Source organism: Pseudomonas sp. (assembly GCF_002796985.1).
In the GTDB taxonomy this organism is placed as follows: Bacteria; Pseudomonadota; Gammaproteobacteria; order Pseudomonadales; family Pseudomonadaceae; genus Pseudomonas.
The window spans coordinates 80,822-105,058 of record NZ_PEKX01000004.1; the positions used below are offsets into that span (position 1 = coordinate 80,822).

Here is a 24,237-nt window from a genome sequence, read left to right on the forward strand (position 1 = left end):
CCCACCGCGTGCAGCACCGGCGCCCCGGAAACGAGACGCCGGCGCCAGTCACTACAGGATCGACAGCGGGTAGTCGACGATCAGGCGGAACTCGTTGACGTCGCCTTCGGCCTGGTCGGCGTTACCGCGATGGATCGCCTCGCGCAGGCGGAACGAGAGGTCCTTCGCCGGCCCGGACTGCACCACGTACCGGGCTTCCAGGTTGGTCTCGTGGTGCTTGCCGTCCTCGCCGTAGCCATAACCGCGGTACGGGCTGTCGGCGGCCATTTTCGTGCCGTCGATGCCATGGCCGTTGACGTAGCGGGCCATGAAGCTCAGGCCGGGGATGCCGTAGGTGGCCATCGCCAGGTCGTAGCGCAACTGCCAGGACTTCTCCTCCGGACCATTGAAGTCCGAGTACTGGATGGAGTTGGCGAGGAAGATCGAGTCACCGGTATCGCCGGGGCCGTTGACGCCGAAGGCCACGTAGTCGAACGGCGTATCGCCGTGGACCTTCTGGTAGGCCAGCGTCAGGGTGTGCGCGGTGAGGAAGGTGTACGCGGCAGCGGCGGACCAGGTGGTGTTGCTGATCTCGCCGGCCTTGGCGCTGCCGTCGTCGTTGGTGCGGTAGAGGTTGAAATCGAAGTTCAGCGACTGGTCGTCCGCCAGCGACAGCGTGTAGTTGGCGTTGCCGTAGTACTGGCGCCACACGTCTTCGAGCTTGGAGGCATAGAGCGAGAAGTTCAGCGCGTCGTTGACCGCGTACTTGCCGCCCACGTAGTCGATGCTGCTGGCCTCGACGTTGGCGTAGGAGGCCCAGATGCCGTGGTCGCCATTGGTGGTCACCGGGCCGTTGCCGCCGGTGAAGTGGCCGCCGTCCAGGTCCAGCCCCTCGATCTCGCTGCTGAGCACGTTGAAGCCGGTGGCGGTCTGCGGGAACAGGCGGGTGCCTCCGGCGGCGAACACCGGCGCGGTGGGTTGCAGGTCACCCCAGCGCAGTTCGGTCTTCGAGACGCGCAGCTTCACGGCGCCGCCAGCGCGGCCGTACTCGCTTTCCGGCGAACCGTCGTCGCGCACCGGCAGGTTGCCGGTGCCGGAGGTGCCGGCGCCGCCGTCCAGGCGGATGCCCCAGTTGCCGAAGGCCTCGACACCGAAGCCGACGGTGCCCTGGGTGAAGCCGGAGCTGTAGTTCAGCGTGAAGCCCTGGGTCCAGTCCTTGCGGTCACCGGCGCCGGACTTGCGGTCGCTGTTGTAGTAGTAGTTGCGCATCAGCAGCGAGGCGCTGCTGCCTTCGATGAAGCCGGTGGCCTCGGACTGGTCGGAAACGGCGGCGGCGTGCGCCAGCTGGAACGGAATGCCGACGACGATGGCACCCAGCATTGAAACACGAGTGGAAAGACGGAACGCGGACATCTGCTACCCCTTTATTGGACTTGTCTTGGCAGGTGTATCGATTGAATTCTGAACAACTTTCTTATATTTCCCCGCCATTGGCAGAGTGTGCGAAGAGATAACAATCCGTCGCCCGCGTCTCCAACCAGCTTTGTCGATAGTCGATATCGAGACGAATGATTCAGCATTTATCGCCATCGCCGTTAAGCTTGCGCCCCGATGAAGCACATGAGTCCCGGATGCCCGCTCCAGAGCGTCCGGGAGATTGCTCCACTTCATCATCCTTTGGTTTGGCCGCCTCCCCAGGCGGCCTTTTTTTGCCTGAAGGAAAGTAATGGAACAGCCGTTCCAGACCATTTCCCGGATAATTATCCCGGCCACTTCCCGAGTTATTCCGGCGGTACTTCCCGCCAACTTTCCCTGAACTTCTCCGGGCAAGTTCCGCAGAATCGGGCAACCATTGCGCCAGCCGGAAGTTCACCCGGCACACCGTTCATCCCCTGCGCCGCCCCTTCCCTGACGAGTCACTTGCGCAAAGCAAGTCACCGAATTAGATTACGACCATAATCTTTTCCAGCCAGACCTTGCCTGTCGCCTTGCCAGGCCCGTGACAAGGCGGCCCGATTAGATGACGGTATTCATGTAAAGAGGTACAACCATGCGCAGAACCAGCTTCGACCACCTGCCCTGCCCCGTGGCCCAGGCGCTGGACCTGATCGGCGACAGCTGGAACGTGCTGATCCTGCGCGAAGCCTTCTACGGCTCCACCCGCTTCGACCAGTTCCTCGCACGATTGGGCATCGCCAGCAACGTGCTCACCCGCCGCCTGCGCGCCCTGGTGGACAGCGGCCTGCTGCAGCGCCGCCAGTACAACGATCACCCGCCGCGCTTCGACTACCTGCTCACCGAGCGCGGCCGCGACCTGCGCCCGGTGCTGCTGACCCTGCTGCAGTGGGGCAAGCGCCACGCCGGCATGGCCGGACACGCCGAGCTGGTGGACACGCGCAGCGGCCGCCCGGTGCGCATCGCCCTGGTGGACGCCGACAGCGGCGAGCCCATCGGACCGCAACACCAGATTCACCGCCGCGAAGGCGATCAGCTCGTCCCCGTCTTCCCGCAAGCAAATCCCCAGCCCATCCCCCACGCCGATCACGCCTGAGCGAGGCCTCCATGAACCAGCCCGTCACCCTCCCCGCCACGCCAGCCGTCGACACGGTCAAACCGAAATCCCGCAAGGCGCTCAAGCTGGCTGTCGCCACGGCGGTCATCCTTGGTGCGGGCGCTTATGCCGGGCACTGGTGGCTCGACGGACGCTTCCTGGAGAAGACCGACGATGCCTACGTCGGCGGCGACGTCACCGTCATCAGCCCGCGCGTGGCCGGCTACATCGCCGAGTTGAAGGTGAGCGACAACCAGTTGGTGCACGCCGGCGACCTGCTTGCCCGCATCGACGACCGCGACTACCGCGCCGCGCTGGCGAAAGCCGAGGGCGCGGTGCACGCCGAGGAAGCGGCGCTGGGCAATGTCGACGCCCAGGCCTCGCTGCAGGACGCGCTGATCCGCCAGAGCCAGGCGGAGATCGACGCGGCGGCCGCCGAGGAAGTGCGCACCCGCGACGACCAGCGCCGCTACGCCACCCTGGTGCGCACCAACGCGGTGTCGGTGGAAGCCGCACAGCGCGCCGACGCCAGCTTCAAATCCGCCCATGCCAACAGCGACAAAGCCCGCGCCAGCCTGCTCGCCGCGCGCCGCCAGCTCGACGTGATCCACAGTCAGCGGCAGCAGGCCCAGGCCGCGCTGGAGCAGGCCGTCGCCGCCCGCGACCTGGCGCGCCTGGACCTCAGCTACACCGAACTGCGCGCCCCGGTGGACGGCTACATCGGCAACCGCCGTGCGCGGGTCGGCAGCTACGTCGCCGCCGGCACCCAGTTGCTCGCCGTGGTGCCCGCGCAAGGCCTGTGGGTGGACGCCAACTTCAAGGAAGACCAACTGGCGCGCATGCAACCCGGCCAGGCAGTGACCATCGAGGCCGACATCCTCCCCGGCAAGGTCTTCCACGGTCACCTGGACAGCCTGGCCCCGGCCACCGGCGCGCAGTTCAGCATCCTCCCGCCGGAGAACGCCACCGGCAACTTCACCAAGATCGTCCAGCGCGTGCCGGTGCGCGTGCACCTGGACGACGCCGACGGCCGCCTGGGTAACCTGCGCCCCGGTCTGTCGGTGCTCGTCGAAGTGGACACCCGCGCACATGCTCCGCATACAGCCGATCAACGTGTCGCCCAGGGCACCCGGCCGTGAGCATCTGGAGCAACAAGCTCTGGAGCAATGAGACGATCCCGGTGGAAAGTCTCTCCACCGGCCGCAAGGTCATCTCCTTCGCCTGCATGTGCCTGGGCATGTTCATCGCCCTGCTGGATATCCAGATCGTCTCCGCCTCGCTGCGCGACATTGGCGGCGGACTATCGGCCGGCGCCGATGAACTGGCCTGGGTGCAGACCAGCTACCTGATTGCCGAGATCATCGTCATCCCGCTCTCCGGCTGGCTGTCCAAGGTGTTCTCCACGCGCTGGCTGTTCGCCGCCTCAGCATTGGGCTTCACCCTGACCAGCCTGCTCTGCGCGATGGCCTGGAACATCCAGAGCATGATTGCCTTCCGCGCGCTGCAGGGCTTCCTCGGCGGCTCGATGATCCCCCTGGTGTTCACCACCGGCTTCCTCTACTTCGACGGCAAGCAGCGGGTGATAGTCGCCGCCACCATCGGCGCCATCGCCTCCCTCGCGCCGACTCTCGGGCCGGTGGTCGGCGGCTGGATCACCGATATTTCCTCCTGGCCCTGGCTGTTCTACATCAACCTGGAGCCGGGGCTGTTCGTCGCCATCCTGGTGCCGATCATGGTGCGCATCGACAAGCCCGACCTGTCGCTGCTCAAGGGCGCCGATTACCCGGCGATGGTGCTGATGGCGCTGTTCCTCGGCTGCCTGGAATACACCCTGGAGGAAGGTCCGCGCTGGAACTGGTTCAGCGACGACACCATCGTCGCCACCGCGTGGATTTCCGGCCTGTGCGGCATCGCCTTCATCCACCGCAGCCTGACCGCCGCGCACCCCATCGTCGACCTGCGTGCCCTGAAGGAGCGCAACTTCGCCCTCGGCTGCCTGTTCAGCTTCGTCACCGGCATCGGCATCTTCGCCACCATCTACCTGACCCCACTGTTCCTCGGCCGGGTGCGCGGCTATGGCGCGCTGGACATCGGCCTGGCGATCTTCTCCACGGGCATCTTCCAGATCATGAGCATCCCGCTCTACGCCTTCCTCGCCAAACGCGTCGACCTGCGCTGGATACTCTTGCTGGGCATGGTGATGTTCACCCTGTCGATGGTTGAATTCGCCCCGCTGACCCACGACTGGGGCGCGGCGCAGCTGATGTTCCCGCAGGCCCTGCGCGGCATGGCGCAGCAGTTCTGCGTGGCGCCGACGGTGACCCTGGCACTGGGCTCATTGCCACCGGAGCGCCTGAAGCTGGCTTCCGGGCTGTTCAACCTGATGCGCAACCTGGGCGGCGCCATTGGCATCGCCGCCTGCGCCACGGTGCTCAACGACCGCGCCAACCTGCACTTCCTGCGCCTGGCCGAGCACCTGAACAGCGGCAACGAAGCGCTCAACCACTGGCTGGCGCCTTCCATGGATTTGAATGGCGAACCCTCGCAGCAGGCGCTGAAACACCTGTGGGACCTGACCTGGCGCGAGGCACAGACACTGACCTTCGCCGACGCCTTCCTGCTGGTCGGCGCGTGCTTCGCGGTGACTCTGCTGCTGGTGCCGCTGATGCGCAGGATCGACCCGCCCACGCAGCCCAGCGCGGACAGTCACTGAGCCGTCAATCGCGGCGCCTCAGGCCATGTCGCTCTGGTTGAATTCTTCGGCGAGGAAGTCGATCAGCGTGCGCACCGAAGGCAGCAGGCCACGGCGCGACGGGAAGATCGCGTGGACGATGCCGCACTTGGGCCACCAGCCCGGCAACAGCTCCACCAGCGTGCCGGCGGCCAGGTCCTCGCGCACCGACACGCGCGGCACGTGGGCGATACCGACACCGGCGAGGACGGCATTGCGCAGCGCCAGCAGGTCATCGGTGACCATACGCGGCTTGTGCGAGATCAGCAGGCGCTCGCCCTCCTCGTTGAACAGCTCCCACTGGTATTCGCGCTGCATGCCGCCCCAGTGCAGGCTCGGCAACTGACCGAAGCCCAGGGGCGAGCTATCGCCGGCCATGCGTTCGAGGAAGTCCGGGCGCCCCACCAGGCACTGGGTACTGTTACCCAGCACTTTCATCACCATGTCGGTGTTCTCCAGCGGCGGGAAGCGCACCCGCAGAGCGATGTCGAAACCTTCGTGGAGCAGGTCGACGCGGCGGTTGGTGCTCTCGATGAACAGCTCCACCAGCGGGTACTTGAGCAGGTAGCGAGTGAGCATCGGCCCGACCCAGGAGTTGAGCAGCGTCGTCGGGCAGGCCAGCCGCACCAGGCCGCGTGGTTCGGCGCGGTTGCGCTCGATGACCTCGGACGCCCCTTCCGCCTCGATGCGCATGGCCACGCAGCGCTGGTAGTACTCCTGGCCGATCTCGGTCAGCGAGCAGTGCCGGCTGGTGCGGTGCAGCAGGCGCACGCCCAGGCGTTCCTCCAACTGGGCGATGCGCCGGCTGAGCTTGGACTTGGGAATGTCCAGCGCGCGGCCGGCCGCGGCGAAGCCACCCTGCTCCACCACCTGGGTGAAGTAATAGAGGGTGTTGAGGTCTTCCATGGGTCGTTCTCCAGATGGAACGCTGGGAAAGCTGCGCAGCTTACCGTATCGGTGGCGGCGCGGGGCTTGCGCTGCCGCGTTATGCGCCCTGCAGACTGTGCCATTCGGTTCGCGAGCAAGCTCGCTCCTACGAGGAGCGCCAAACCCTGCGCGCGAAATCCCGCGCGGCGGAATGCGTTGTTGCCGGCAAACACCAGTGCGTAGGGCGGATAACGCCGCAGCGTTATGCGCCCTACAGACTGTGCCGTTCGGTTCGCGAGCAAGCTCGCTCCTACAAGGAGCGCCAAACCCTGCGCGCGAAATCCCGCGCGGCGGAATGCGTTGTTGCCGGCAAACACCAGTGCGTAGGGCGGATAACGCCGCCGCGTTATGCGCCCTACAGACTGTGCCATTCGGTTCGCGAGCAAGCTCGCTCCTACAAGGAGCGCCAAACCCCGCCCGCAAAATCCCGCGCGGCGGAATGCGTTGTTACCGGCAAACACCAGTGCGTATCGCCCATCTGTAGGAGCGAGCTTGCTCGCGAACCCGCCCCTGAGACCACCTGCCCGGGCAATCGACTCCTACGGAACTACCCCAAATCCCCCGAAACTTCCCACCGGCAAACCGCCTTGTGGGCCTACAAGAGCCATCGCTAGATTCCAACCCGCCACGGTCAATCCCGTGGTTGGGTTTGGTGACCTGATAACCAGCGCGACTGCGCTGCAAGCGCATGCGAAAACGGCGAATCGTTTTCGTAGGCCCCCACGCAACTGTAGGAAACTACAGCGCTGATATGGCGGATCGCGTGGGGAGGCCTTCGGGCCTGCCGGCTCTGGTTCCGGTTCACCAACCTCACGCGGTCCGCCTCCCTTCCGGGACGCGGCTCTCTCCCCGAGTTGGAGTACCTGCCATGGATGCCCTGATTGCCGTCACCGCCACCACCTTCCTGCGCCACAACCGCCCCGTACGCGCCGTGATGATCGACAACCAACCCTGGTTCGTCGGCACCGATGTCGCCCGCCTGCTCGGCCTGCACCACCCCACCGTTCTCGCCCGCCGCCTGGAAGAAGGCGAAGCCAAAATCGTCCGCCTGCTGTGCAACAGCGGCAGCGAGGAGGAAGTGGAGGTCATCAGCGAAGCAGCGCTGTACATGGCGTTCTACCGCCACAGCCACCCGGAAAACCGCACCCTTCGCCAGTGGTTCAGCCACGAAGTGATCCCGCTGCTGCGCGATGAGCATCAACAATGCCCTCACCAGCCCCGGCGCATGCGCATGACCTGGCTCGACGGCTTCGTCACCGTGCTCGACTGGCAGGGCGAGGTCTGGGTGCCACTGGACGACTTGCCGACCTTCACCACCGTCAACGACAAGCCCAAAGGCCCACGCGGATTCTGGAAGCGCTGAGACGACAAGGCCCGCCATGTGGCGGGCCTTGTCGTTCGCCGGGGGGCAACTTAACCGGGGGGAAACTCAGCGCAGCGTGTAGCCATTGTCGACGATCAGGTCCTGCCCGTAGATGCCGCGCGCCTGGTCCGAGAGCAGGAAGACGATGGCATCCGCCACACTCTCTGCGTCGAGGAACTGCCCACCCAGCAAGCGCTGGTTGACGCTGGCAGCGACGCTTTCCAGGGCGCTGGCTTCCAGGCCCAGGGTGCCCCAGATGGCCGTGGCGGTCGGCCCTGGCGATACCATGTTGATGCGCACGCCCTCGCCCGCCAGCTCCACGGCCAGCGTCCGCGCCTGGGCACGCAGCGCGGATTTCGACGCGATGTAGGCCGCCAGCCCCGGGAAGGTCACCTGGGACAGGAAGGTGCCGATGAACACCACGGACGCCGGGCGCGCCAATTGCTCGCGTAGTGCAGCGAGGGTATTCAGCGCGCCGGCGCCGTTCACCGCCCACTGCCGCTGGAAGGCAGATTCGTCAAGGCCATCGGCCAGTTCGGCGATACCGGCGTTGGGCAGCAGGTAGTCGACCGGGCCCAGCTCGCGGGCCAGTTCGGCCAGGCGACGGAGGTCTTCGGCGCGCGTCACATCGCCGGAAAGCCAGTGCAGGCGGCCGCCGGCAATCTCCTGCAACGCTCCCGGCGCTTCGTTGCGTCGCGCCACGGCCAGTACACGGTTACCCTCTCGCAACAGGCGCTGCGCCACAGCCAGCCCGATGCCGGAGCCTGCGCCGGTGATGACGGCCAAGGGAGTTCTGGTTTCACTGCTGGGCATCTGTCTTTCTCCTTCAATGACAGGTCGCGAGCGCTGCATCACAGCGCGTCGCAGTACATGCGAATGCGCATGCACGATTCACAATCCAAGCTCCGTGCCAGGCTCAGCGCCCAGGAAATTCAAGGCATCGCAGGAAACAGATGTCAGAATGACCCGGCAATCAAGAAGTCAATCGGACTGCAAAGGTCCGTTTTACCCGATTCCAGCCGGACCACCCGAGGCCGGCATTTCGGCCTTCCAGGAGGACAAACAGCATGCAGCACAACATTCGTCCCGAACGCCCGGAAGACGTCAGCGTCATCCGTGAAGTGACCACCGCCGCCTTCGCCGTGGCCGAGCACAGCAGCGGCACCGAGGCGGCCATCGTCGACGCCCTGCGCACGGCAGGGGCGCTGAGCATTTCCCTGGTCGCCACGGTGGAGGGCGAGGTGGTCGGTCATGTGGCGTTCTCGCCCGTCACCCTGGATGGCGCAGACCTTGGCTGGTACGGGCTGGGGCCGGTCTCCGTGCGACCCGACCTGCACGGACAGGGCATCGGTGCCGAGCTGATCCGCGCCGGGCTGGAGCGCCTCAAAGCCTTGGGTGCACGGGGCTGCGTGGTGCTGGGCGACCCGGCCTACTACCCGCGTTTCGGCTTTGCTCAGGACCCGGCGATCCAGTACGAAGGCGTGCCGCCGGAGTACTTCATGGCGCTGTCGCTGGACGGTTCGAAGGCCGCCGGCAAGGTCGCCTACCACAGCGGGTTCTCCGCCACCTGAATACGAGAACAGTCCCCATGTCTCCCTCGATCCGCCCTGTATCGATCCGCGCCGCCACCCCGGCGGACATCGACACCCTCTTCGACATCCGCACCAGCGTGCGGGAGAACCACCTGAGCCGCGAGCAGATGGCCGAACTGGGCATCACGCCGCAGGCGCTGGCCGAGGCGATCGAATCCGCGCCTTGCGCGTGGATCGCCGAGATCGAGGGCGTTGCCGGCGGCTTCGCCATGGTGGATTCCGAGGAGGGAGAACTCTTCGCCCTGTTCGTGCGCCCGGAGTGCGAGGGGCTGGGCATGGGCCGCCTGTTGCTGGCGGCGGCCGAGGAGCAACTGTTCCACGAGCACGAGAACATCTGGCTGGTGACCGATGGCGGCGCCGGGATTCGCGCCAATCCCTTCTATCGTCGCCACGGCTGGCAGCTCGTCGGGCGCGTGGATGAGCGGGATGTGCGCTACGAGAAATCCCGGTTGAGCGCAACGTAGGATGGGTATCGCTTCGCTCCACGCCATCCTACAAAAGCGCGCCACCGATGAGCGCAACGCACCTACACATTCCGCAGGCAGGGGCGTCAGAGCAGCGACTTGCCCTGGCTGAGGACCTTGTCGCACACCTGCTTGGTGACCTTCTCCTTGATACCGCTGGCGGACAGGTCAAGGCTCTTGCCGTCGCTGCCGGTGAGGATGCCCTTGGCGCCGTCCTTGTAGCCGCTGTCGCTGGTGGTGGTATTACCGGGCAGCTTGCCGAGCAGCGAGTCCTTCACCTGGGTCGCGGCGTCGGCGTTGAGGTAGTTGTTCTTCGCGCAGTACTCCAGCAGGCCGGCAACATTGCCACTGCTGCTGGAGGACATCGATGACAGGTTGCCAAGGCCACCGAGCTGGCCAGTGACATCGCCCAGGGAGGCGGCCTGGGCCAGCGACCAGGGCAGCAAGGCGGCGGTGAGAACGGTGGGAATCAGTTTGCGGGCATTCATGACGATCTCCTGGTTGCGGACGACGCGGCGCGAAGGGCCATTGCGAGTGTAGCCCCCGTCCGCGCCAGACAATTCAATAGCCCACCGACTTCAGCACTTCATCCACGTCCTGGCTCGGCGGGCGACCGAGGAACTTCAGCAACTGGTCGGTGCGGTTGGTGAAGAAGCCGTCCACGCCGGCCTTGGTCAGCTTGTCGAAGTCCACGGCGTCATCGACGGTGTAGGCATGAACGAACAGGCCCCGCTCGTGGGCGGCCTGGTTCATCCAGGGCTGCACCAGGTCCATGTAGCTCTGGTCGCCACGGGCAGTCAGGGTTGCCGAGGGGCCAGTGCCCAGGGCGCCGTGGGCCTTGGCCCAGTCGAGCCAGGCGAAGAGTTCTTTCCGGGATTTCACTTCCTGCCGGGCATAGAAATCCGCTTTGATCTTCTCGCCGGACTGGGCGAAGGTGGTCGGCTTCTTCGCCGCCAGGTAGCCGTCGCCGACCCACAGCAGCAGCACCTTGGGCACCTTCGGCATGCTCTTGTGCAACAGCTCCAGGCTGCTCTTCTCGAAGGTCTGCAGCACGACCTTGCCCTGCGGTTCGCCCTCCGCATCGAGCCAACCACGGTTTTCCAGGACCTTGCGCAGGTCTTCCTCGATGCCGGGAAACTGCCCCGGTGCCTTGGTCTCCAGGTACAGGCCGGGGGTTTCGCCACCGCCTTCGGCGATGTCGATCAGCTCGTCCAGGGTGAGGATGCGCAACCCGGCAAACTTGGAGCGGGCACGCTCGGGATAGGCGCTGTTGAACCAGCTGCCGGCGTCCAGGCGCTTGAGTTCAGCCAGGGTGAAATTGCTTACAGGGTCCTTCTCGCGGCCGGGGAAGACCCTGGCGATATCGGTGGTGCGCTCCAGGGTGTCGTCATGCAGCGCCACCAGCACGCCATCTTTCGTGCGCTGCAGGTCCGCCTCCAGGTAATCCGCGCCCAGGTCGCGGGCGGCGAGGTAGGCCGGCGCGGTCTCCTCCGGGGCGTCGTGGGAGGCGCCCCGGTGGGCAATCACCGTCGGCCAGGGAATCCCGGCGGCCTCGCTGAGGGCCCGCGCGGGGGCATCCTCGGCGCTGGCGGTGAAACTGGCGGCGGCCAGTGCGAAGGTGCCCAGTACAGCGATGATGCGACGGCGCATGTGCGAAACCCCTTTGGCTGGGTAACGGATAAGCGGCCCAGTCTGGCGCGGGAGCATGACGCTCGTGTAACCAGGCGCGAAGAGTAGCTGTATCAGCACACGAGCATAGGACCCTGCCCGCCCCACGCAATTCCGTCGGGATCACACATGAAAAAGCCCGTGGACGATCGCCCGTCCACGGGCTTTGCCTCTGAATGACGCTTTTCGCAGGAACGAGCTTGCTCGCGAACCGCATTCCAGATGGGCTTGGTTCGCGAGCAAGCTCGCTCCTGCAGGGCTACGTCAGCGCGGCAGGTCGAAGCGGTCGAGGTTCATCACCTTGGTCCAGGCCTTGACGAAGTCGTGGACGAACTTGCGTTCGCCGTCCGAGCAACCATAGACCTCCGACAGCGCCCGCAGCTGGGAGTTTGAACCCAGTAGCAGGTCGATACGGCTGCCGGCCCACTTCGCCTCACCGGTCTTGCGGTCGCGACCTTCGAACTGGGTGTTGTCCGCCGAGGTCGGTTTCCACACGGTGCCCATGTCCAGCAGGTTGACGAAGAAGTCATTGCTGAGGGTGCCGGGGCGCGCGGTGAACACGCCGTTCTGCGAGTCGCCGGTGTTGGCGCCCAGTACACGCAGGCCGCCGATCAGCGCGGTGACTTCCGGCGCGGTCAGGGTCAGCAGCTGCGCCCTGTCGATCAGCAGCGCTTCGGCCGGTATGGCGAACGTCGACTTCTGGAAGTTGCGGAAGCCATCGGCCGCCGGCTCCAGCATGCCCACCGAGTACACGTCGGTCTGCTCCTGGCTGGCGTCCATGCGGCCTGGTGCGAACGGCACGCTGACCTTGTGGCCACCCTTGCGCGCCGCCTCTTCCACGCCGGCATCGCCGGCCAGGACGATCAGGTCGGCCAGGGAGACTTTCTTGCCGCCGGCGGCGGAGGCGTTGAACTCGGCCTGGATTTCCTCCAGCACGCCGAGCACCTTGGCCAGCTGTTCGGGCTGGTTCACCGGCCAGTCCTTCTGCGGCGCCAGGCGGATGCGCGCGCCGTTGGCGCCGCCGCGCTTGTCGGAGCCACGGAAGGTCGAGGCGGAGGCCCAGGCGGTGGACACCAACTCGGAAACCGACAGGCCCGAGGCCAGCACCTTGGCCTTGAGCGCGGCGACGTCCTGCTCGTCCACCAGCGGGTGGTTGACCGCGGGGATCGGGTCTTGCCAGATCAGTTCCTCTTTCGGCACTTCCGGCCCCAGGTAACGAGCCAGCGGGCCCATGTCGCGGTGGGTCAGCTTGAACCAGGCGCGGGCGAAGGCATCGGCGAAGGCGTCCGGGTCTTCGTAGAAGTGCCGGGAAATCTTCTCGTAGGCCGGGTCGACGCGCAGCGAGATGTCGGTGGTGAGCATCGACGGCGCGCGGCGCTTGGATTTGTCGTGGGCGTCGGGAATGCTGCCGGCGCCTGCGCCGTTCTTCGGCTGCCACTGGTGGGCGCCGGCCGGGCTCTTGGTCAGCTCCCATTCGTAGCCGAACAGGTTCCAGAAGAAGTTGTTGCTCCAGCGCGTCGGCGTGGACGTCCAGGTGACTTCCAGGCCGCTACCGATGGCGTCGCCAGCCGACCCCGTGCCGAAGCTGCTGACCCAACCCAGGCCCTGGTTTTCCAGGCCGCAGGCTTCCGGGGCAGCGCCGACGTGGTCCGCCGGGCCCGCGCCGTGGGTCTTGCCGAAGGTGTGGCCGCCGGCGATCAGGGCGACGGTTTCTTCGTCGTCCATGGCCATGCGGGCGAAGGTTTCGCGGATGTCGCGGGCAGCGGCCAGCGGGTCGGGGTTGCCGTCGGGGCCCTCCGGGTTCACGTAGATCAGGCCCATCTGCACGGCGGCCAGTGGGTTCTCCAGGTCACGCTCGCCGGTGTAGCGCTTGTCGCCGCCCAGCCAGGTGGTCTCCTCGCCCCAGTACACGTCCATGTCCGGTTCCCAGACATCCTCGCGACCACCGGCGAAGCCGAAGGTCTTGAAGCCCATGGACTCCAGGGCGACGTTGCCGGTGAGGACGATCAGGTCGGCCCAGGACAGCTTGGCGCCGTATTTCTGCTTGATCGGCCAGATGAGTCGGCGCGCCTTGTCCAGGTTGACGTTGTCCGGCCAGCTGTTGAGCGGGGCGAAGCGCTGCTGGCCACGGCCGGCGCCGCCACGGCCATCGCCGATGCGGTAGGTGCCGGCGGCGTGCCAGGCCATGCGGATGAACAGCGGGCCGTAGTGGCCGAAGTCGGCCGGCCACCAGTCCTGGGACTGGGTCATCAGCGCACGCAGGTCGGCCTTCACCGCGTCCAGGTCGAGGCTCTTGAAGGCCTCGGCGTAGTTGAAGTCCTCACCCATGGGGTTGGACTTGGAAGAATGCTGGTGCAGCAGATCCAGCCTCAGCTGGTTCGGCCACCAGTCACGGTTCGACGTGCCACCACCGGCGGTCTGGTGGAAGGGGCAGCTACCTTTCTTTTCTTCACTCATTGCAGGCTCCTTGTGGGCGCCTGTGCGGCGCCGCCTATTCGCACAACCCTTCAGAAGATAGATCAACTGGGGCTGGCTGCTATTGCAGTTATTGATGGGCTCGAGCGGTAAAAGGCTATCGATGGGTGGAATGGTCTGGATCGCGGGCTGGGCCGTATCGGAGAGGTAGAAACGTAGGAGCGAGCTTGCTCGCGAACAGGCGGTCGGCTCCTTCGGTGCGAGGGAGGTTCGCGAGCAAGCTCGCTCCCGCAAAGGCACGCGCGAATCGCCGGTACGCGGGGGAGCCCTAGGTCTTGCAGCGTAGGTTCCGCCAGGATCGGCCGAACCTTGAGGTATGACAGGCCCGGTGCAACCCCTGCCGTTTAGTCTGGAGTGAGTCCCATTTTCCCAACAGGCAGGAGCCGGGAGTCGCAGCATGACGGCACAGCAAACCACCGACGGCAAACCGCGAAGCACCGAACCCAAAGGCACCGACTGGTACCGCAAGAGCGTCGAGCAGGCCCTGGCCGATCTGCAAACCAGCGCGGAAGGTCTTACCCCCGACGAAGCCGATGCGCGACTGCTGCGCGTCGGCCCCAATGCGTTGCCGGCCAAGGAGGCCGACCCGCTCTGGCTGCGCTTCGCCCGGCACTTCAACGACGTGCTGATCTATATCCTCCTGGCCGCTGCCGTGGCCACCGCGCTGATGGGCCACTGGACCGACACCCTGGTCATCCTGCTGGTGGCGGTGATCAACGCCGGCATCGGCTTCTTCCAGGAGAACAAGGCGGAGAAATCCCTCGCCGCCCTGCGCGGCATGCTCAGCAGCACCGCCCGCGTGGTGCGCAATGGCAAGAAGATCGAGATCGACGCCGCCCAGCTGGTGCCCGGCGACATCGTCATCCTGCGCCCCGGCGACAAGATTCCCGCCGACGTGCGCCTGTTCGACGTGCACCATCTGCAGGTCGAGGAATCCATGCTCACCGGTGAATCCCTCACCGTGGGCAAGCACGCCGACGCGCTGGACAAGGAAGCGCTGCTGGCCGACCGCACCAACCTCGGCTTCTCCGGCACCCACGTCAGCGCCGGCAACGCGCGCGGCGTGGTGATCGAAACCGGCCCGGCCACCGAACTGGGGCGCATCAACAAGCTGATCGCCAACGTCGACGAGAGCGAAACGCCGCTGCTGCGGCAGATCGCCGAGCTGGGCAAGCGCATCTTCCAGCTGATCGTCGGCATGATGCTGGTGCTCTTCGTCATCGGTTTCTTCTGGCACGACTACCCCTTCGGCGAGCTGCTGCTGTCGCTGATCAGCCTGGCCGTGGCCTCGGTGCCCGAGGGCCTGCCGGCGATCGTCTCGATCATCCTGTCGCTGGGCGTGCAGCGCATGGCGCAGAACAAGGCGATCATCCGCAAGCTGCCCACCGTGGAAACTCTGGGCGCCATGAGCGTGATCTGCTCGGACAAGACCGGCACCCTGACCATGAACGAGATGACTGTGAAGAGTGTGCTGCTCGCCAACGGTCTCTACGGTGTCGAGGGCCAGAGCTACGAGCCCAGGGGCCGCATCACCTTCGGCAGCACCAGCGACGAGCTGGACTGGTCGCAACACGCCGCTCTGGAGTCCTTCATCCGTGCGGTGGACATCTGCAACGACAGCAGCCTGCAACAGGGCGACGAAGGCCGCTGGGGCGTGGTCGGCGGGCCCACCGAGGGCGCGCTGAAGGTCCTGGCGCGCAAGGCGAATCTGCCGGAGATCGAGTTCCAGAAGTTCGGCAAGATTCCCTTCGACTCCGCCTACAAGTACATGGCACGGCGCTGCGATGTCGCCGGGCAGAGCCTGGTCTACCTCAAGGGCGCGCCCGACGTGCTGCTGCGCATGTGCCAGCAACAGCTCGGCGCCCATGGCGTGGAGCCGCTGGACCGCGAGTACTGGGAGCGGGAAATGCACCACATCGCCGCCCAGGGCCTGCGCATGCTGGCTGCCGCCTACAAGCCGGTACAGCCTGATGACGGCGTGATCGACCACGACGATGTGCAGGACGGCATGATCTTCCTCGGCGTTGCCGGCCTGCTCGACCCGCCGCGCCCCGAGGCCATCGAGGCCATCGCGCTGTGCAAGCGCGCCGGCATCCAGGTGAAGATGATCACCGGCGACCACCCGGACACCGCCGTGGCCATCGCCGGCATGCTCGGCATGGGCGTTGAGCTGCGCGCCATGACCGGCCAGGAGCTGGAACAGGCCGATGACACCCAATTGAAAGCCCTCGCCATGCAGTATTCGGTGTTCGCCCGCACCAGCCCCGAGCACAAATTGCGCCTGGTGCGCGCGCTACAGGCCAATGGCGAAGTGGTCGGCATGACCGGCGACGGGGTCAACGACGCCCCGGCGCTGAAGCAGGCCGACGTCGGCATCGCCATGGGCATCAAGGGCACCGAGGTGACCAAGGAAGCCGCCGACATGGTGCTCACCGACGACAACTTCTCCACCATCGCCGGCGCCGTGCGCGAGGGCCGGCGGGTCTACGACAACCTGAAGAAGACCGTGCTGTTCATCCTGCCGACCAACATGGCCCAGGGCCTGCTGATCGTCATGGCGATCCTCGCCGGCGCGGTGATCCCGCTGGCTCCGCTGCAGATCCTCTGGATGAACATGGCGACCTCCACCACCCTGTCCTTCGCCCTGGCCTTCGAGCCTGGCGAGCCGGGAATGATGCGCCGGCCGCCGCGCAACGCGAAGGAGTCGATCCTCAACGGCTTCGCCGTCTGGCGGGTGCTCTACGTGGGCGGCCTGCTCACTGCCGCGGCGTTCCTGCTGGAAGCCTGGCTGGTCAGCAACGGCCAGGACACCGACCACATCCGCACGATGATCCTGCACACCCTGGTCACCGCGCAGTGGGCGTACCTGTTCAACTGCCGCCTGCAGGAGGAGTTCTCGCTGAACCTGGCGCTACTGCGCAACGGCGCGCTGCTCACCGTGACCCTGGCGCTGATCCTGCTGCAGTGCTTCGTGATCTACGTGCCCTTCATGCAGACCGCCTTCCACACTGTCGCCCTGCCCTTCAGCGGCTGGCTGATCTCGCTGGGCATCGGTATCGCGGTGTTCTTCGCGGTGGAGCTGGAGAAGCTGGTGATCCGTCGCTGGAAGGCTTCGCGCCGGTAATCCGCAGGGCGCATGGCGTCGATCGCTATGCGCCCGATTCCCCGGGAAACGTAGGAGCGGGCTCCGTCCGCGATGGTTTCGCCCAGCTCCCTGGTCGAATGGAGCGGCGATGAATCGATCGCGGACAGAGTCCGCTCCTACCTGAAACTCCGTGCCAGGGCTTGCCCTCACCCTGGCCCTGGCTGAGGTGAGGGGGAAGCACAGGCACGGGCGATCCAGAGGAAGACAGTTGCTCCTACGACTCGCGGGTCTGGTCCGCGGATCACTGGTGCAGGCGCAGCACGTAGGGCGCATAACCCGGAACGGGTTATGCGCCATGCATCACTGATGATCCGTCGCTGGAAGGCCTCACGCCGGTACTGCCATTTCTGTAGGAGCGAGCCTGCTCGCGAATAACCTCAAGCCCCTCCCTTCAGCTGGAGGGGCCTCGTTTGCGGAAAGAGGTTCGCGAGCAAGCTCGCTCCTACCATTCGACGCGCAGCCAGCTTCAGTTTATTGATGCAACCGCAGCACTGCCTCCAGCTCTTCGCGCAGCCAGGGCTCGTCGATCTCCGGCAGGCGCTGGGTGATCTGCCGGGCGACCCAGCGCTGGCCACGGCCGATGAAGTCGAAGCGCAGTTCCAGGTCCTCGATGGCCATCGCGCTGGCATGGAAGTCGCCGACGCCGCCGTCGGGCTTAGCGCCCAGGTGTTCCAGGCAACGGCGCAGGCGCCGGCAACTCTCCGCCTCGCCTTCGTGCAGGCGCTCCAGGCGCTGGCGGACGATGGGTTCGTCGGTCTGCCGCAGGCTGTCGAGCATGACCCGCGCGCCGGCGCGTTCGGCACGCATCAGGGTCTGTAGCCAGTGAATGAGGTCGTCGGACATGGAAGCCCCCGGTGATAGTGAAGGCCCATGCTAGACCCTCGCGGCCTGTGGTTTTAAATGAATTGAATTGCACTGACACTGCAATTTTCCGAATACCTCCAGCTGGCTCCGTACCTCCACATTTCCGCTGCGCCGCTCATCGGCCTTGATCCCGGACAAGGCATCGCAGAGCGGTCGCATGCCAGCCCTTCGCGTTAAAATCAAAATAACTGCACTTATGCAGCATTATTATTCGTTTGCTGCATTCATCGCGTCTATTCAGACTGTTTGGGCTCCCTGCGGCGAATTGCCTCCTAACTGCCTGATTCGCACTCCCCAACGCCGCTAACCACAGCAATGGGGCCAGGGAGCCGTCAGTCAACCGGAGTACGACGGAATCAAGATGGACAGCGCGATACCCCTCGATCAGCACACCTCGCACGACGCCGCCTACAACTACGACATCGTTCGCCGTTTCACCCTCACCACTCTGGGCTGGGGCATCCTCGGGATGTTCATGGGCGTGTTCATCGCCGCCCAGCTGGTGTGGCCGCAACTCAGCTTCGACCTGCCCTGGACCAGCTTCGGGCGCATCCGGCCGATCCACACGAATCTGGTGATCTTCGCCTTCGGCGGCAGCGCCTTGTTCGCAACTTCCTTCTATGTGGTGCAGCGCACCTGCCGCGTGCGGATCATCTCCGACTCCCTGGCCAACCTGTTGTTCTGGGGCTGGCAGGCGAGCCTGGTGGCAATGCTGGTGAGCTACCCGCTGGGCATCACCACCTCCAAGGAATACGCCGAGATGGAGTGGCCCATCGCGCTCTGGGTCACGGTGCTCTGGGTGATCTACGCCTACCTGTTCTTCGGCACCATCGCCCGCCGCAAGGTGCGCCATATCTACGTCGGCAACTGGTTCTACGGCGCCTTCATCGTGGTCACCGGGATGGTCCACGTGGTCAATCACCTGGCGGTGCCGGTGACGCTACTCAAGTCCTACCCGATCTACTCGGGCGCCACCGACGCGATGATCCAGTGGTGGTACGGCCACAGCGTGGTGGGCTTCATCCTCTCGGTGGGCTTCCTCGGCATGATGTACTACTACGTGCCCAAACAGGCCGAGCGGCCGATCTACTCCTACCGCCTGTCCATCGTGCACTTCTGGGCGATCATCACCCTGTACATCTGGGCCGGCCCGCACCACCTGCACTACACCGCCCTGCCCGACTGGGCGCAGAGCCTGGGCATGGTGATGTCGCTGATCCTGCTGGCCCCGAGCTGGGGCGGCATGATCAACGGCATGATGACCCTCTCGGGTGCCTGGCATAAGTTGCGCACCGACCCGATCCTGCGCTTCCTCGTGGTGTCGCTGGCCTTCTACGGCATGTCCACCTTCGAGGGCCCGATGATGGCGATCAAGACGGTGAACTCGCTGTCGCACTACACCGACTGGACCATCGGCCACGTTCACGCCGGTGCCCTGGGCTGGGTGGCGATGATCTCCATCGGCGCGCTCTACCACATGATCCCGAAACTCTACGGCCGCGAGCAGATGCACAGCGTCGGGCTGATCAACGCGCACTTCTGGCTCGCCACCATCGGCACCGTGCTGTACATCGCCTCGATGTGGGTCAACGGCATCACCCAAGGCCTGATGTGGCGCGCCATCAATGCCGACGGCACGCTGACCTACTCCTTCGTCGAAGCGCTGACGGCCAGCCATCCGGGCTACATCGTGCGGCTGATCGGCGGTTCCACCTTCGCCAGCGGCATGTTGCTGATGGCCTGGAACACCTGGGCCACGGTACGCGCCGGCAAGCCGGTGTCGAACCTCGAAGCGGCTGCGGCCTGAGGGACTCGTCCATGTTGCTCAGCCTGATTGGCCTGATCGCCTGCGCCGCCGCCTGCTGGCGGACCTGCCACGGCAACGGTGATGAACAGGCAGCACTGCTGCCCTTCGCCGACGACCCGGAAGCCGCGCGACGCATGAGCGCGGCCACCGGCCGGCACTGCGAAAGGATCGTCCAGCCGCTGCCGGAGCCGCCACCGCCGTACCGAATGCGCGCTTGACTTTCTGCGCTGCTGTTTTCCAGCGCTGCTGTTTTCCAACCCCAAGGACGGGGCCTCCCCGAGTGCCGATTTCGGCACCTTGCAGGGCTCTTCCCCGCGAGAGCCCGTTTTTTTTCAGACTTCGCTCCCCGGATCTCCCGATGCCTGCCCTCACCGGCTGGCGGCACCGCGCCGCCGCATACCTGCCCGACGTTCCCCACACCCGCCCGCGCGAATGGCTGCGCGCCTCGCTCGGCGCCAGCCTGGGCTTTCTACTCAGCGCCGCGACCTGCGGCCTGCTGTTCGGCTCCTCCGTTGCAGTGCATTTCGCCGGCCCCTGGGCGGCCTCGGCGGTGCTGTTGTTCGCCGTTTCCTCCGGCGCCCTCGCCCAACCCTGGTCGGTGCTCGGCAGCTACCTGTGCGCCTCGCTGGTGGCCTTGCTGCTCGGCTTCTGGCTGCCCGCCGGTTTCGTCAGCGCTGCTCTCGCCCTGGGCCTGAGCCTGCTGCTGATGTACCCGCTGCGCTGCCTGCATCCGCCGGGCGGCGCGCTGGCCTTCTGCATGGTGTTCGCCGCGCCGCTGCCCGGCCAACCGGCCTGGATGGCGCCGCTGCCGGCCATCAGCGGCGGCCTCGGTCTGGTGCTGCTGGCCCTGTTGTTCAACAACCTGACGCGCATGCCCTACCCGCGCCGCCGCAGCCTCGCGCCAGATAACCACCAGACCCAGGACCCGCCGCCCGGCGCGCGAGTCGGCATCCAGTCCGCCGACCTCGACCAGGCGCTGGACGAGCTGGACGGCTTCGTCGACATCACCCGCGACGACCTCGAACGCATCGTCCGCAGTACCGAACGCCACGCCCTGCGCCGCAGCATGGGCGACACCCGCGCGCGCGAGGTGATGTCCCGCGATCTGATCTGCGCCTCGCCGGAAACGCCGGTCAGCCAAGCCTTGCGCCTGCTGGTGAAGCACCACCTGAAAGCCCTGCCGATCCTCGATGAGGATCGGCGGCTGGTGGGCATCGTCAGCCTGATCGACCTGCTCGCGCCCAAGCGCAAGGGCGGTTGGCTCAAGAGACTGCTTGGAGGCATCGGTCTGCGCCGCGACCGCGTGCTGGCCGACGTGATGACCAGTCCGGTGCTGCATGTGGACGCCGACACCCACGCGGTGGAGCTGATCCCGCTGCTCTCCGACCACGGCCTGCACTGCCTGCCGGTGCTGGAGCGCGGCGAACTGGTAGGCGTGATCACCCAGACCGACCTGATCGCCGCGCTCGAACGGGACCTGCTCGCTCACCTTTCCTGACCCGCGACTGAGCTAACCGGTAAACTGCCCGCCTGATTCATGCAGAAGCTTGTGAATGGACATCGACCTCACCCGCACCTTCCTGGAAATCGTCCGCCACGGCAGCTTCGTGGCTGCCGCCGAACGCATGCATGTCACCCAGACCGCCGTCACCGCGCGGGTGCAGAAGCTGGAGGCGCACCTCAACTGCACGCTGTTCGTGCGTAATCGCGCCGGCGCGCGCCTGACCCCGGACGGCGAAGCCTTCGTCACCTACGCCAACCAGATCCTGCAGACGTGGGAGTCCGCCCAGCGCGACCTGCCGCTGCCCGAAGGCATCCACAACGTGCTGCACATCGGCGGCGAGGTGAGCCTGTGCAACCCGCTGATGCTGCGCTGGGTCAGCCGCATCCGCCAGGCTATCGGCGGCCACGCGGTGCGCGCCGAGATCGGTGACGGCCAGAGCCTGCTGCGCCAATTGGAGCTGGGCGTGCTCGACGCCGCCCTGGTGTACCAGCCGACGTACTGGCCGGGCATGCAGGTGGAGCAGTTGCTGGAGGAAAAGCTGATCCTGGTACGCGCGCAGAACCCCGAGCCCTATGTCTATATCGACTGGGGCGAAGGCTTCCGCCAGCAGCACGACAGCGCCCTGCCGGAACTGTCCAAGGCCCCTGTGTCGTTCAACCTCGGTCCGCTGGCATTGCAGTACATCCTCGAGAACGGCGGCTCGGGCTACTTCCGCACGCGGGTGGTGCAGAGCTATATCGACCGCAAGGTGCTGCGCCGGGTGCCCAAGGCCCCGGAATTCAGCTACCCGACCTATCTGGTGTATTCGCGGGACCGCGATTCGCAGGCGCTGCAACAGGCCTTCGCCCTGCTGCGCGAGGTGGTGGCGCAGGATGCGGACTGGTCGCAGCGCTGGGACCCGATGATCTGACCGCTTTTCCGGGCGAGGCCCACGCGAGCCTCGCTCCGGCGCCGCCCCGGCTCAGTTGTCGAGGGACATCCGATACTCGATCACCCCCGGCCGCTCAGCAATCCAGTCATAGAGCCGCTGCGCCCTGTGGTTGGTTTCCTGGGTATGCCAATACAACCGGTCGCACTGTTTCTCCCGCGCCTGCCGCTGCACGTATTCGATGAGTTTCTTGCCGATCTTCTGGCCTCTCACACTGGAGGACACGTAGAGGTCTTCCAGGTAACAGAACTGGTTCCGGCCCCACGTCGAGCGGTGGTAGACGAAATTGACGAAGCCGAATATCCGCTCGCCGTCCGTTGCAACCGCGCAGTGAACCGGTTCGCTGGCCTCAAAGAAGCGCGCCCAGGTGAGCCGGGTGGTTTCCTCGCTCAGGTCCACCCCGTAGAAATCCTGATACCGGGCCCAGTATTCGGACCACTTCTCGAAGTCTTCCTGCACTACCGGGCGAATCGAGATGAGCTGTTGTATGGCTGTCATGTCATGTCTCCTTGATCACTGTGGGCTTGTCCCTTGTCATCAGCGACGGGGGCCATCGCTCCGGCCTGCCGGGCCTTGTGCTTGACCGGTGCTGATTTATATCGCCCTAATGGCACGGATAACCCAGCCAATTCCTGCATGAGTGGCAGACCAATTGTTCAAGAACTCCCTGCTCGAATCGGTCAAGGCCGCGATGGCGCACCCGGAGCTTCTGAGCCTGCCGCTGCATTCACGTATCCAGCGGGCGCTGCGCCAACTGATTCTCGAGGGTGCGCTGGGCACCGGCAGCGCTTTGCCCGCTTCACGCCTGCTGGCCAAATCGCTCGGGGTATCGCGCGACACCATCGAGTCGGCCTACTCGCACCTGCATGCAGAGGGCTTCATCGAGCGCCGCGTCGGCAGCGGCAGCTTCGTCGCCGAAGCCACGCGCCTGTCGCCCGGCCGACGTACCCGGCGGCGCGCAAACAACCCGCCAGCAGGTGCGGCCAACCTCAGCCAGCGCGGCCAGGCAATGCTCCACAATGGTGGGGTACGCGAGCAGCTCGCACCTCGGCCCTTCGCACCTGGTGTGCCCGAGACCCGCACCTTTCCGCTGCCGACCTGGGAACGCCTGCAACGCCAGGTGCTGAAGGAGTTCGGTTCACGCGCGCTGGCACATGGCGACCCTCAGGGCATGCAGCCCCTGCGACAGGCCATCGCCGACTACGTCAATCTGGAGCGCGGTGCCCGAACCACGGCCGATCAGGTACTGGTGCTCACCAGCTCGCAGCAGGCGCTGAGCCTTTGCGCCAGCGTGTTGCTGGATGCAGGCGAGAGGATTTTCATCGAGGACCCGGTCTACTACGGTGCGCGCAAGGCCTTCGCCGCGGCAGGGCTCGACTGTCAGGCGATACCGGTCGACGCACAGGGCCTTCGGGTAGATCAGTTGCTGGCCCACCCACACCCAGCCAAGGCCGTCTACCTGACCCCGTCGCACCAGTTCCCCAGTGGAGCGACCCTGTCCCTGGCGCGGCGCCTGTCGCTGATCGAATGGGCCCAGCGCGAGCAGGCCTGGATCATCGAGGACGACTACGACAGCGAATTCCATTACGCCGGCAAACCCACCGCCTGCGTGCAGGGCCTCGACGCCCATGAGCGGACGCTGTACATCGGCACCTTCACCAAGTCGCTGTTTCCGGGTCTGCGCATCGGCTACCTGGTCCTGCCGCCGTCGCTGGTCGAGCCGATGACGATTGCCCGTTCCCTGCAGGACGGCCACACCGCCTCCATTGCCCAACTGACACTGGCCCGCTTCATCACCGGCGGCCACTTCGGCGCTTATGTGCGCTCCATGCGCAACCTCTATGCCGAACGATTGCAGCTGTTGGCGAAGCTGGTGGAGCAGCGGCTAGGCGGAATCCTGCAGCCGCGGATACCCGCTGGCGGGCTGCAGATGCCGTGTCTGTTGAGCGGTGAGATAACGGAGCAAGCGGTGCTGGCGGCAGCGCGTACGGCGGGTATCGAACTGCTGGGGTTGAGCGGCCTGTTCGTCACCCGGCCTCCTGAGCCTGGGTTCCTGATGGGCTTCGCCGCCTATACGCCGCAGGAACTGCAGCGCGCCGTCGATGATCTGGCGCGCAGCCTGGGCCAGCGGATACCGACGTCGCCACGGCCGCGTTGAGCCCAGTGCCAAGCCGGCCGCCGTAGGAGCGAGCCCGCCCGCAAGCCCCGCCCGGACAACCATGGCCGGCAGGCTCGCCCC

21 protein-coding genes are annotated in these 24,237 nt (G+C 65.8%); 12 read left to right on the top strand and 9 right to left on the bottom strand.

The features are described from left to right. Positions 1-51 precede the first annotated feature (51 nt). Positions 52-1,359: an OprD family porin gene (locus tag CTR55_RS03355; RefSeq protein ID WP_296284393.1), complete on the bottom strand. Its 1,308-nt coding sequence runs from the start codon at positions 1,357-1,359 to the stop codon at positions 52-54. Positions 1,360-2,029: 670 nt separating this feature from the next. Here CTR55_RS03355 and CTR55_RS03360 point away from each other — a divergent pair. From CTR55_RS03360 to CTR55_RS03370, 3 genes are all read left to right on the top strand, one after another. Further along, the gene (locus CTR55_RS03360) at positions 2,030-2,530 is read left to right on the top strand and encodes a helix-turn-helix domain-containing protein (protein ID WP_296284134.1); all 501 of its coding nucleotides are present in this window, start codon (positions 2,030-2,032) and stop codon (positions 2,528-2,530) included. A gap of 11 nt (positions 2,531-2,541) precedes the next feature. Further along, positions 2,542-3,669: an HlyD family secretion protein gene (locus tag CTR55_RS03365; RefSeq protein ID WP_296284135.1), complete on the top strand. Its 1,128-nt coding sequence runs from the start codon at positions 2,542-2,544 to the stop codon at positions 3,667-3,669. Between the two features lie 86 nt (positions 3,670-3,755). Then, positions 3,756-5,243 (top strand): DHA2 family efflux MFS transporter permease subunit, encoded by a 1,488-nt coding sequence (locus CTR55_RS03370; protein WP_296284394.1) that lies wholly within the window; start codon positions 3,756-3,758, stop codon positions 5,241-5,243. Positions 5,244-5,261: 18 nt separating this feature from the next. Here the strand turns inward: CTR55_RS03370 and CTR55_RS03375 are convergent, their stop codons facing one another. Beyond that, complete coding sequence (locus CTR55_RS03375) at positions 5,262-6,167, bottom strand: LysR substrate-binding domain-containing protein (RefSeq protein WP_296284136.1); 906 nt, start codon at positions 6,165-6,167, stop codon at positions 5,262-5,264. A gap of 889 nt (positions 6,168-7,056) precedes the next feature. Here CTR55_RS03375 and CTR55_RS03380 point away from each other — a divergent pair. After that, positions 7,057-7,551: a BRO family protein gene (locus CTR55_RS03380; RefSeq protein ID WP_296284137.1), complete on the top strand. Its 495-nt coding sequence runs from the start codon at positions 7,057-7,059 to the stop codon at positions 7,549-7,551. A 66-nt stretch (positions 7,552-7,617) separates the two neighbouring features. Here CTR55_RS03380 and CTR55_RS03385 read toward each other — a convergent pair whose 3' ends face one another. Continuing rightward, on the bottom strand, positions 7,618-8,364 hold the full coding sequence (locus CTR55_RS03385; protein ID WP_296284138.1) for an SDR family oxidoreductase: 747 nt from the start codon (positions 8,362-8,364) through the stop codon (positions 7,618-7,620). A gap of 254 nt (positions 8,365-8,618) precedes the next feature. On the opposite strand from CTR55_RS03385, the gene CTR55_RS03390 reads away from it, so the two are divergent. Continuing rightward, on the top strand, positions 8,619-9,122 hold the full coding sequence (locus CTR55_RS03390; protein ID WP_296284139.1) for an N-acetyltransferase: 504 nt from the start codon (positions 8,619-8,621) through the stop codon (positions 9,120-9,122). A gap of 17 nt (positions 9,123-9,139) precedes the next feature. Beyond that, on the top strand, positions 9,140-9,607 hold the full coding sequence (locus tag CTR55_RS03395; RefSeq protein WP_296284140.1) for a GNAT family N-acetyltransferase: 468 nt from the start codon (positions 9,140-9,142) through the stop codon (positions 9,605-9,607). 86 nt (positions 9,608-9,693) lie between these two features. On the opposite strand, the gene CTR55_RS03400 is transcribed toward CTR55_RS03395, so the two are convergent. From CTR55_RS03400 to katG, 3 genes are all read right to left on the bottom strand, one after another. Continuing rightward, positions 9,694-10,095: a DUF2501 domain-containing protein gene (locus CTR55_RS03400; RefSeq protein ID WP_296284141.1), complete on the bottom strand. Its 402-nt coding sequence runs from the start codon at positions 10,093-10,095 to the stop codon at positions 9,694-9,696. 73 nt (positions 10,096-10,168) lie between these two features. Further along, on the bottom strand, positions 10,169-11,257 hold the full coding sequence (locus CTR55_RS03405) for a glycerophosphodiester phosphodiesterase (RefSeq protein ID WP_296284142.1): 1,089 nt from the start codon (positions 11,255-11,257) through the stop codon (positions 10,169-10,171). Positions 11,258-11,539: 282 nt separating this feature from the next. Then, positions 11,540-13,732, bottom strand: coding sequence for a catalase/peroxidase HPI (gene katG, locus CTR55_RS03410; RefSeq protein ID WP_296284143.1), 2,193 nt, complete (start codon positions 13,730-13,732; stop codon positions 11,540-11,542). Positions 13,733-14,147: 415 nt separating this feature from the next. On the opposite strand from katG, the gene CTR55_RS03415 reads away from it, so the two are divergent. After that, on the top strand, positions 14,148-16,874 hold the full coding sequence (locus tag CTR55_RS03415) for a cation-transporting P-type ATPase (protein ID WP_296284144.1): 2,727 nt from the start codon (positions 14,148-14,150) through the stop codon (positions 16,872-16,874). Positions 16,875-17,366: 492 nt separating this feature from the next. On the opposite strand, the gene CTR55_RS03420 is transcribed toward CTR55_RS03415, so the two are convergent. After that, a complete protein-coding gene (locus CTR55_RS03420) occupies positions 17,367-17,738 on the bottom strand; it encodes a DUF892 family protein (protein WP_296284145.1) in 372 nt (123 codons plus the stop codon). A 382-nt stretch (positions 17,739-18,120) separates the two neighbouring features. Here CTR55_RS03420 and ccoN point away from each other — a divergent pair, with 382 nt between their 5' ends. From ccoN to CTR55_RS03440, 4 genes are all read left to right on the top strand, one after another. Then, positions 18,121-19,566 (top strand): cytochrome-c oxidase, cbb3-type subunit I, encoded by a 1,446-nt coding sequence (gene ccoN, locus CTR55_RS03425; RefSeq protein ID WP_296284146.1) that lies wholly within the window; start codon positions 18,121-18,123, stop codon positions 19,564-19,566. A gap of 11 nt (positions 19,567-19,577) precedes the next feature. Continuing rightward, entirely contained in the window at positions 19,578-19,784 is a 207-nt protein-coding gene (locus CTR55_RS03430) for a hypothetical protein (protein WP_296284147.1), read from the top strand. A 140-nt stretch (positions 19,785-19,924) separates the two neighbouring features. Continuing rightward, the gene (locus CTR55_RS03435; RefSeq protein ID WP_296284148.1) at positions 19,925-21,064 is read left to right on the top strand and encodes a CBS domain-containing protein; all 1,140 of its coding nucleotides are present in this window, start codon (positions 19,925-19,927) and stop codon (positions 21,062-21,064) included. Positions 21,065-21,119: 55 nt separating this feature from the next. Then, entirely contained in the window at positions 21,120-21,980 is an 861-nt protein-coding gene (locus CTR55_RS03440) for a LysR family transcriptional regulator (RefSeq protein ID WP_296284149.1), read from the top strand. 51 nt (positions 21,981-22,031) lie between these two features. On the opposite strand, the gene CTR55_RS03445 is transcribed toward CTR55_RS03440, so the two are convergent. Then, a complete protein-coding gene (locus tag CTR55_RS03445; RefSeq protein ID WP_296284150.1) occupies positions 22,032-22,496 on the bottom strand; it encodes a GNAT family N-acetyltransferase in 465 nt (154 codons plus the stop codon). A gap of 106 nt (positions 22,497-22,602) precedes the next feature. Further along, positions 22,603-22,650 carry a hypothetical protein gene (locus tag CTR55_RS27360; RefSeq protein WP_363710538.1) on the bottom strand — a complete coding sequence of 16 codons (48 nt, stop codon included), beginning with the start codon at positions 22,648-22,650 and terminating at the stop codon, positions 22,603-22,605. On the opposite strand from CTR55_RS27360, the gene CTR55_RS03450 reads away from it, so the two are divergent. Then, positions 22,651-24,156 (top strand): PLP-dependent aminotransferase family protein, encoded by a 1,506-nt coding sequence (locus CTR55_RS03450; RefSeq protein ID WP_296284151.1) that lies wholly within the window; start codon positions 22,651-22,653, stop codon positions 24,154-24,156. The last annotated feature ends 81 nt before the right edge of the window (positions 24,157-24,237 follow it).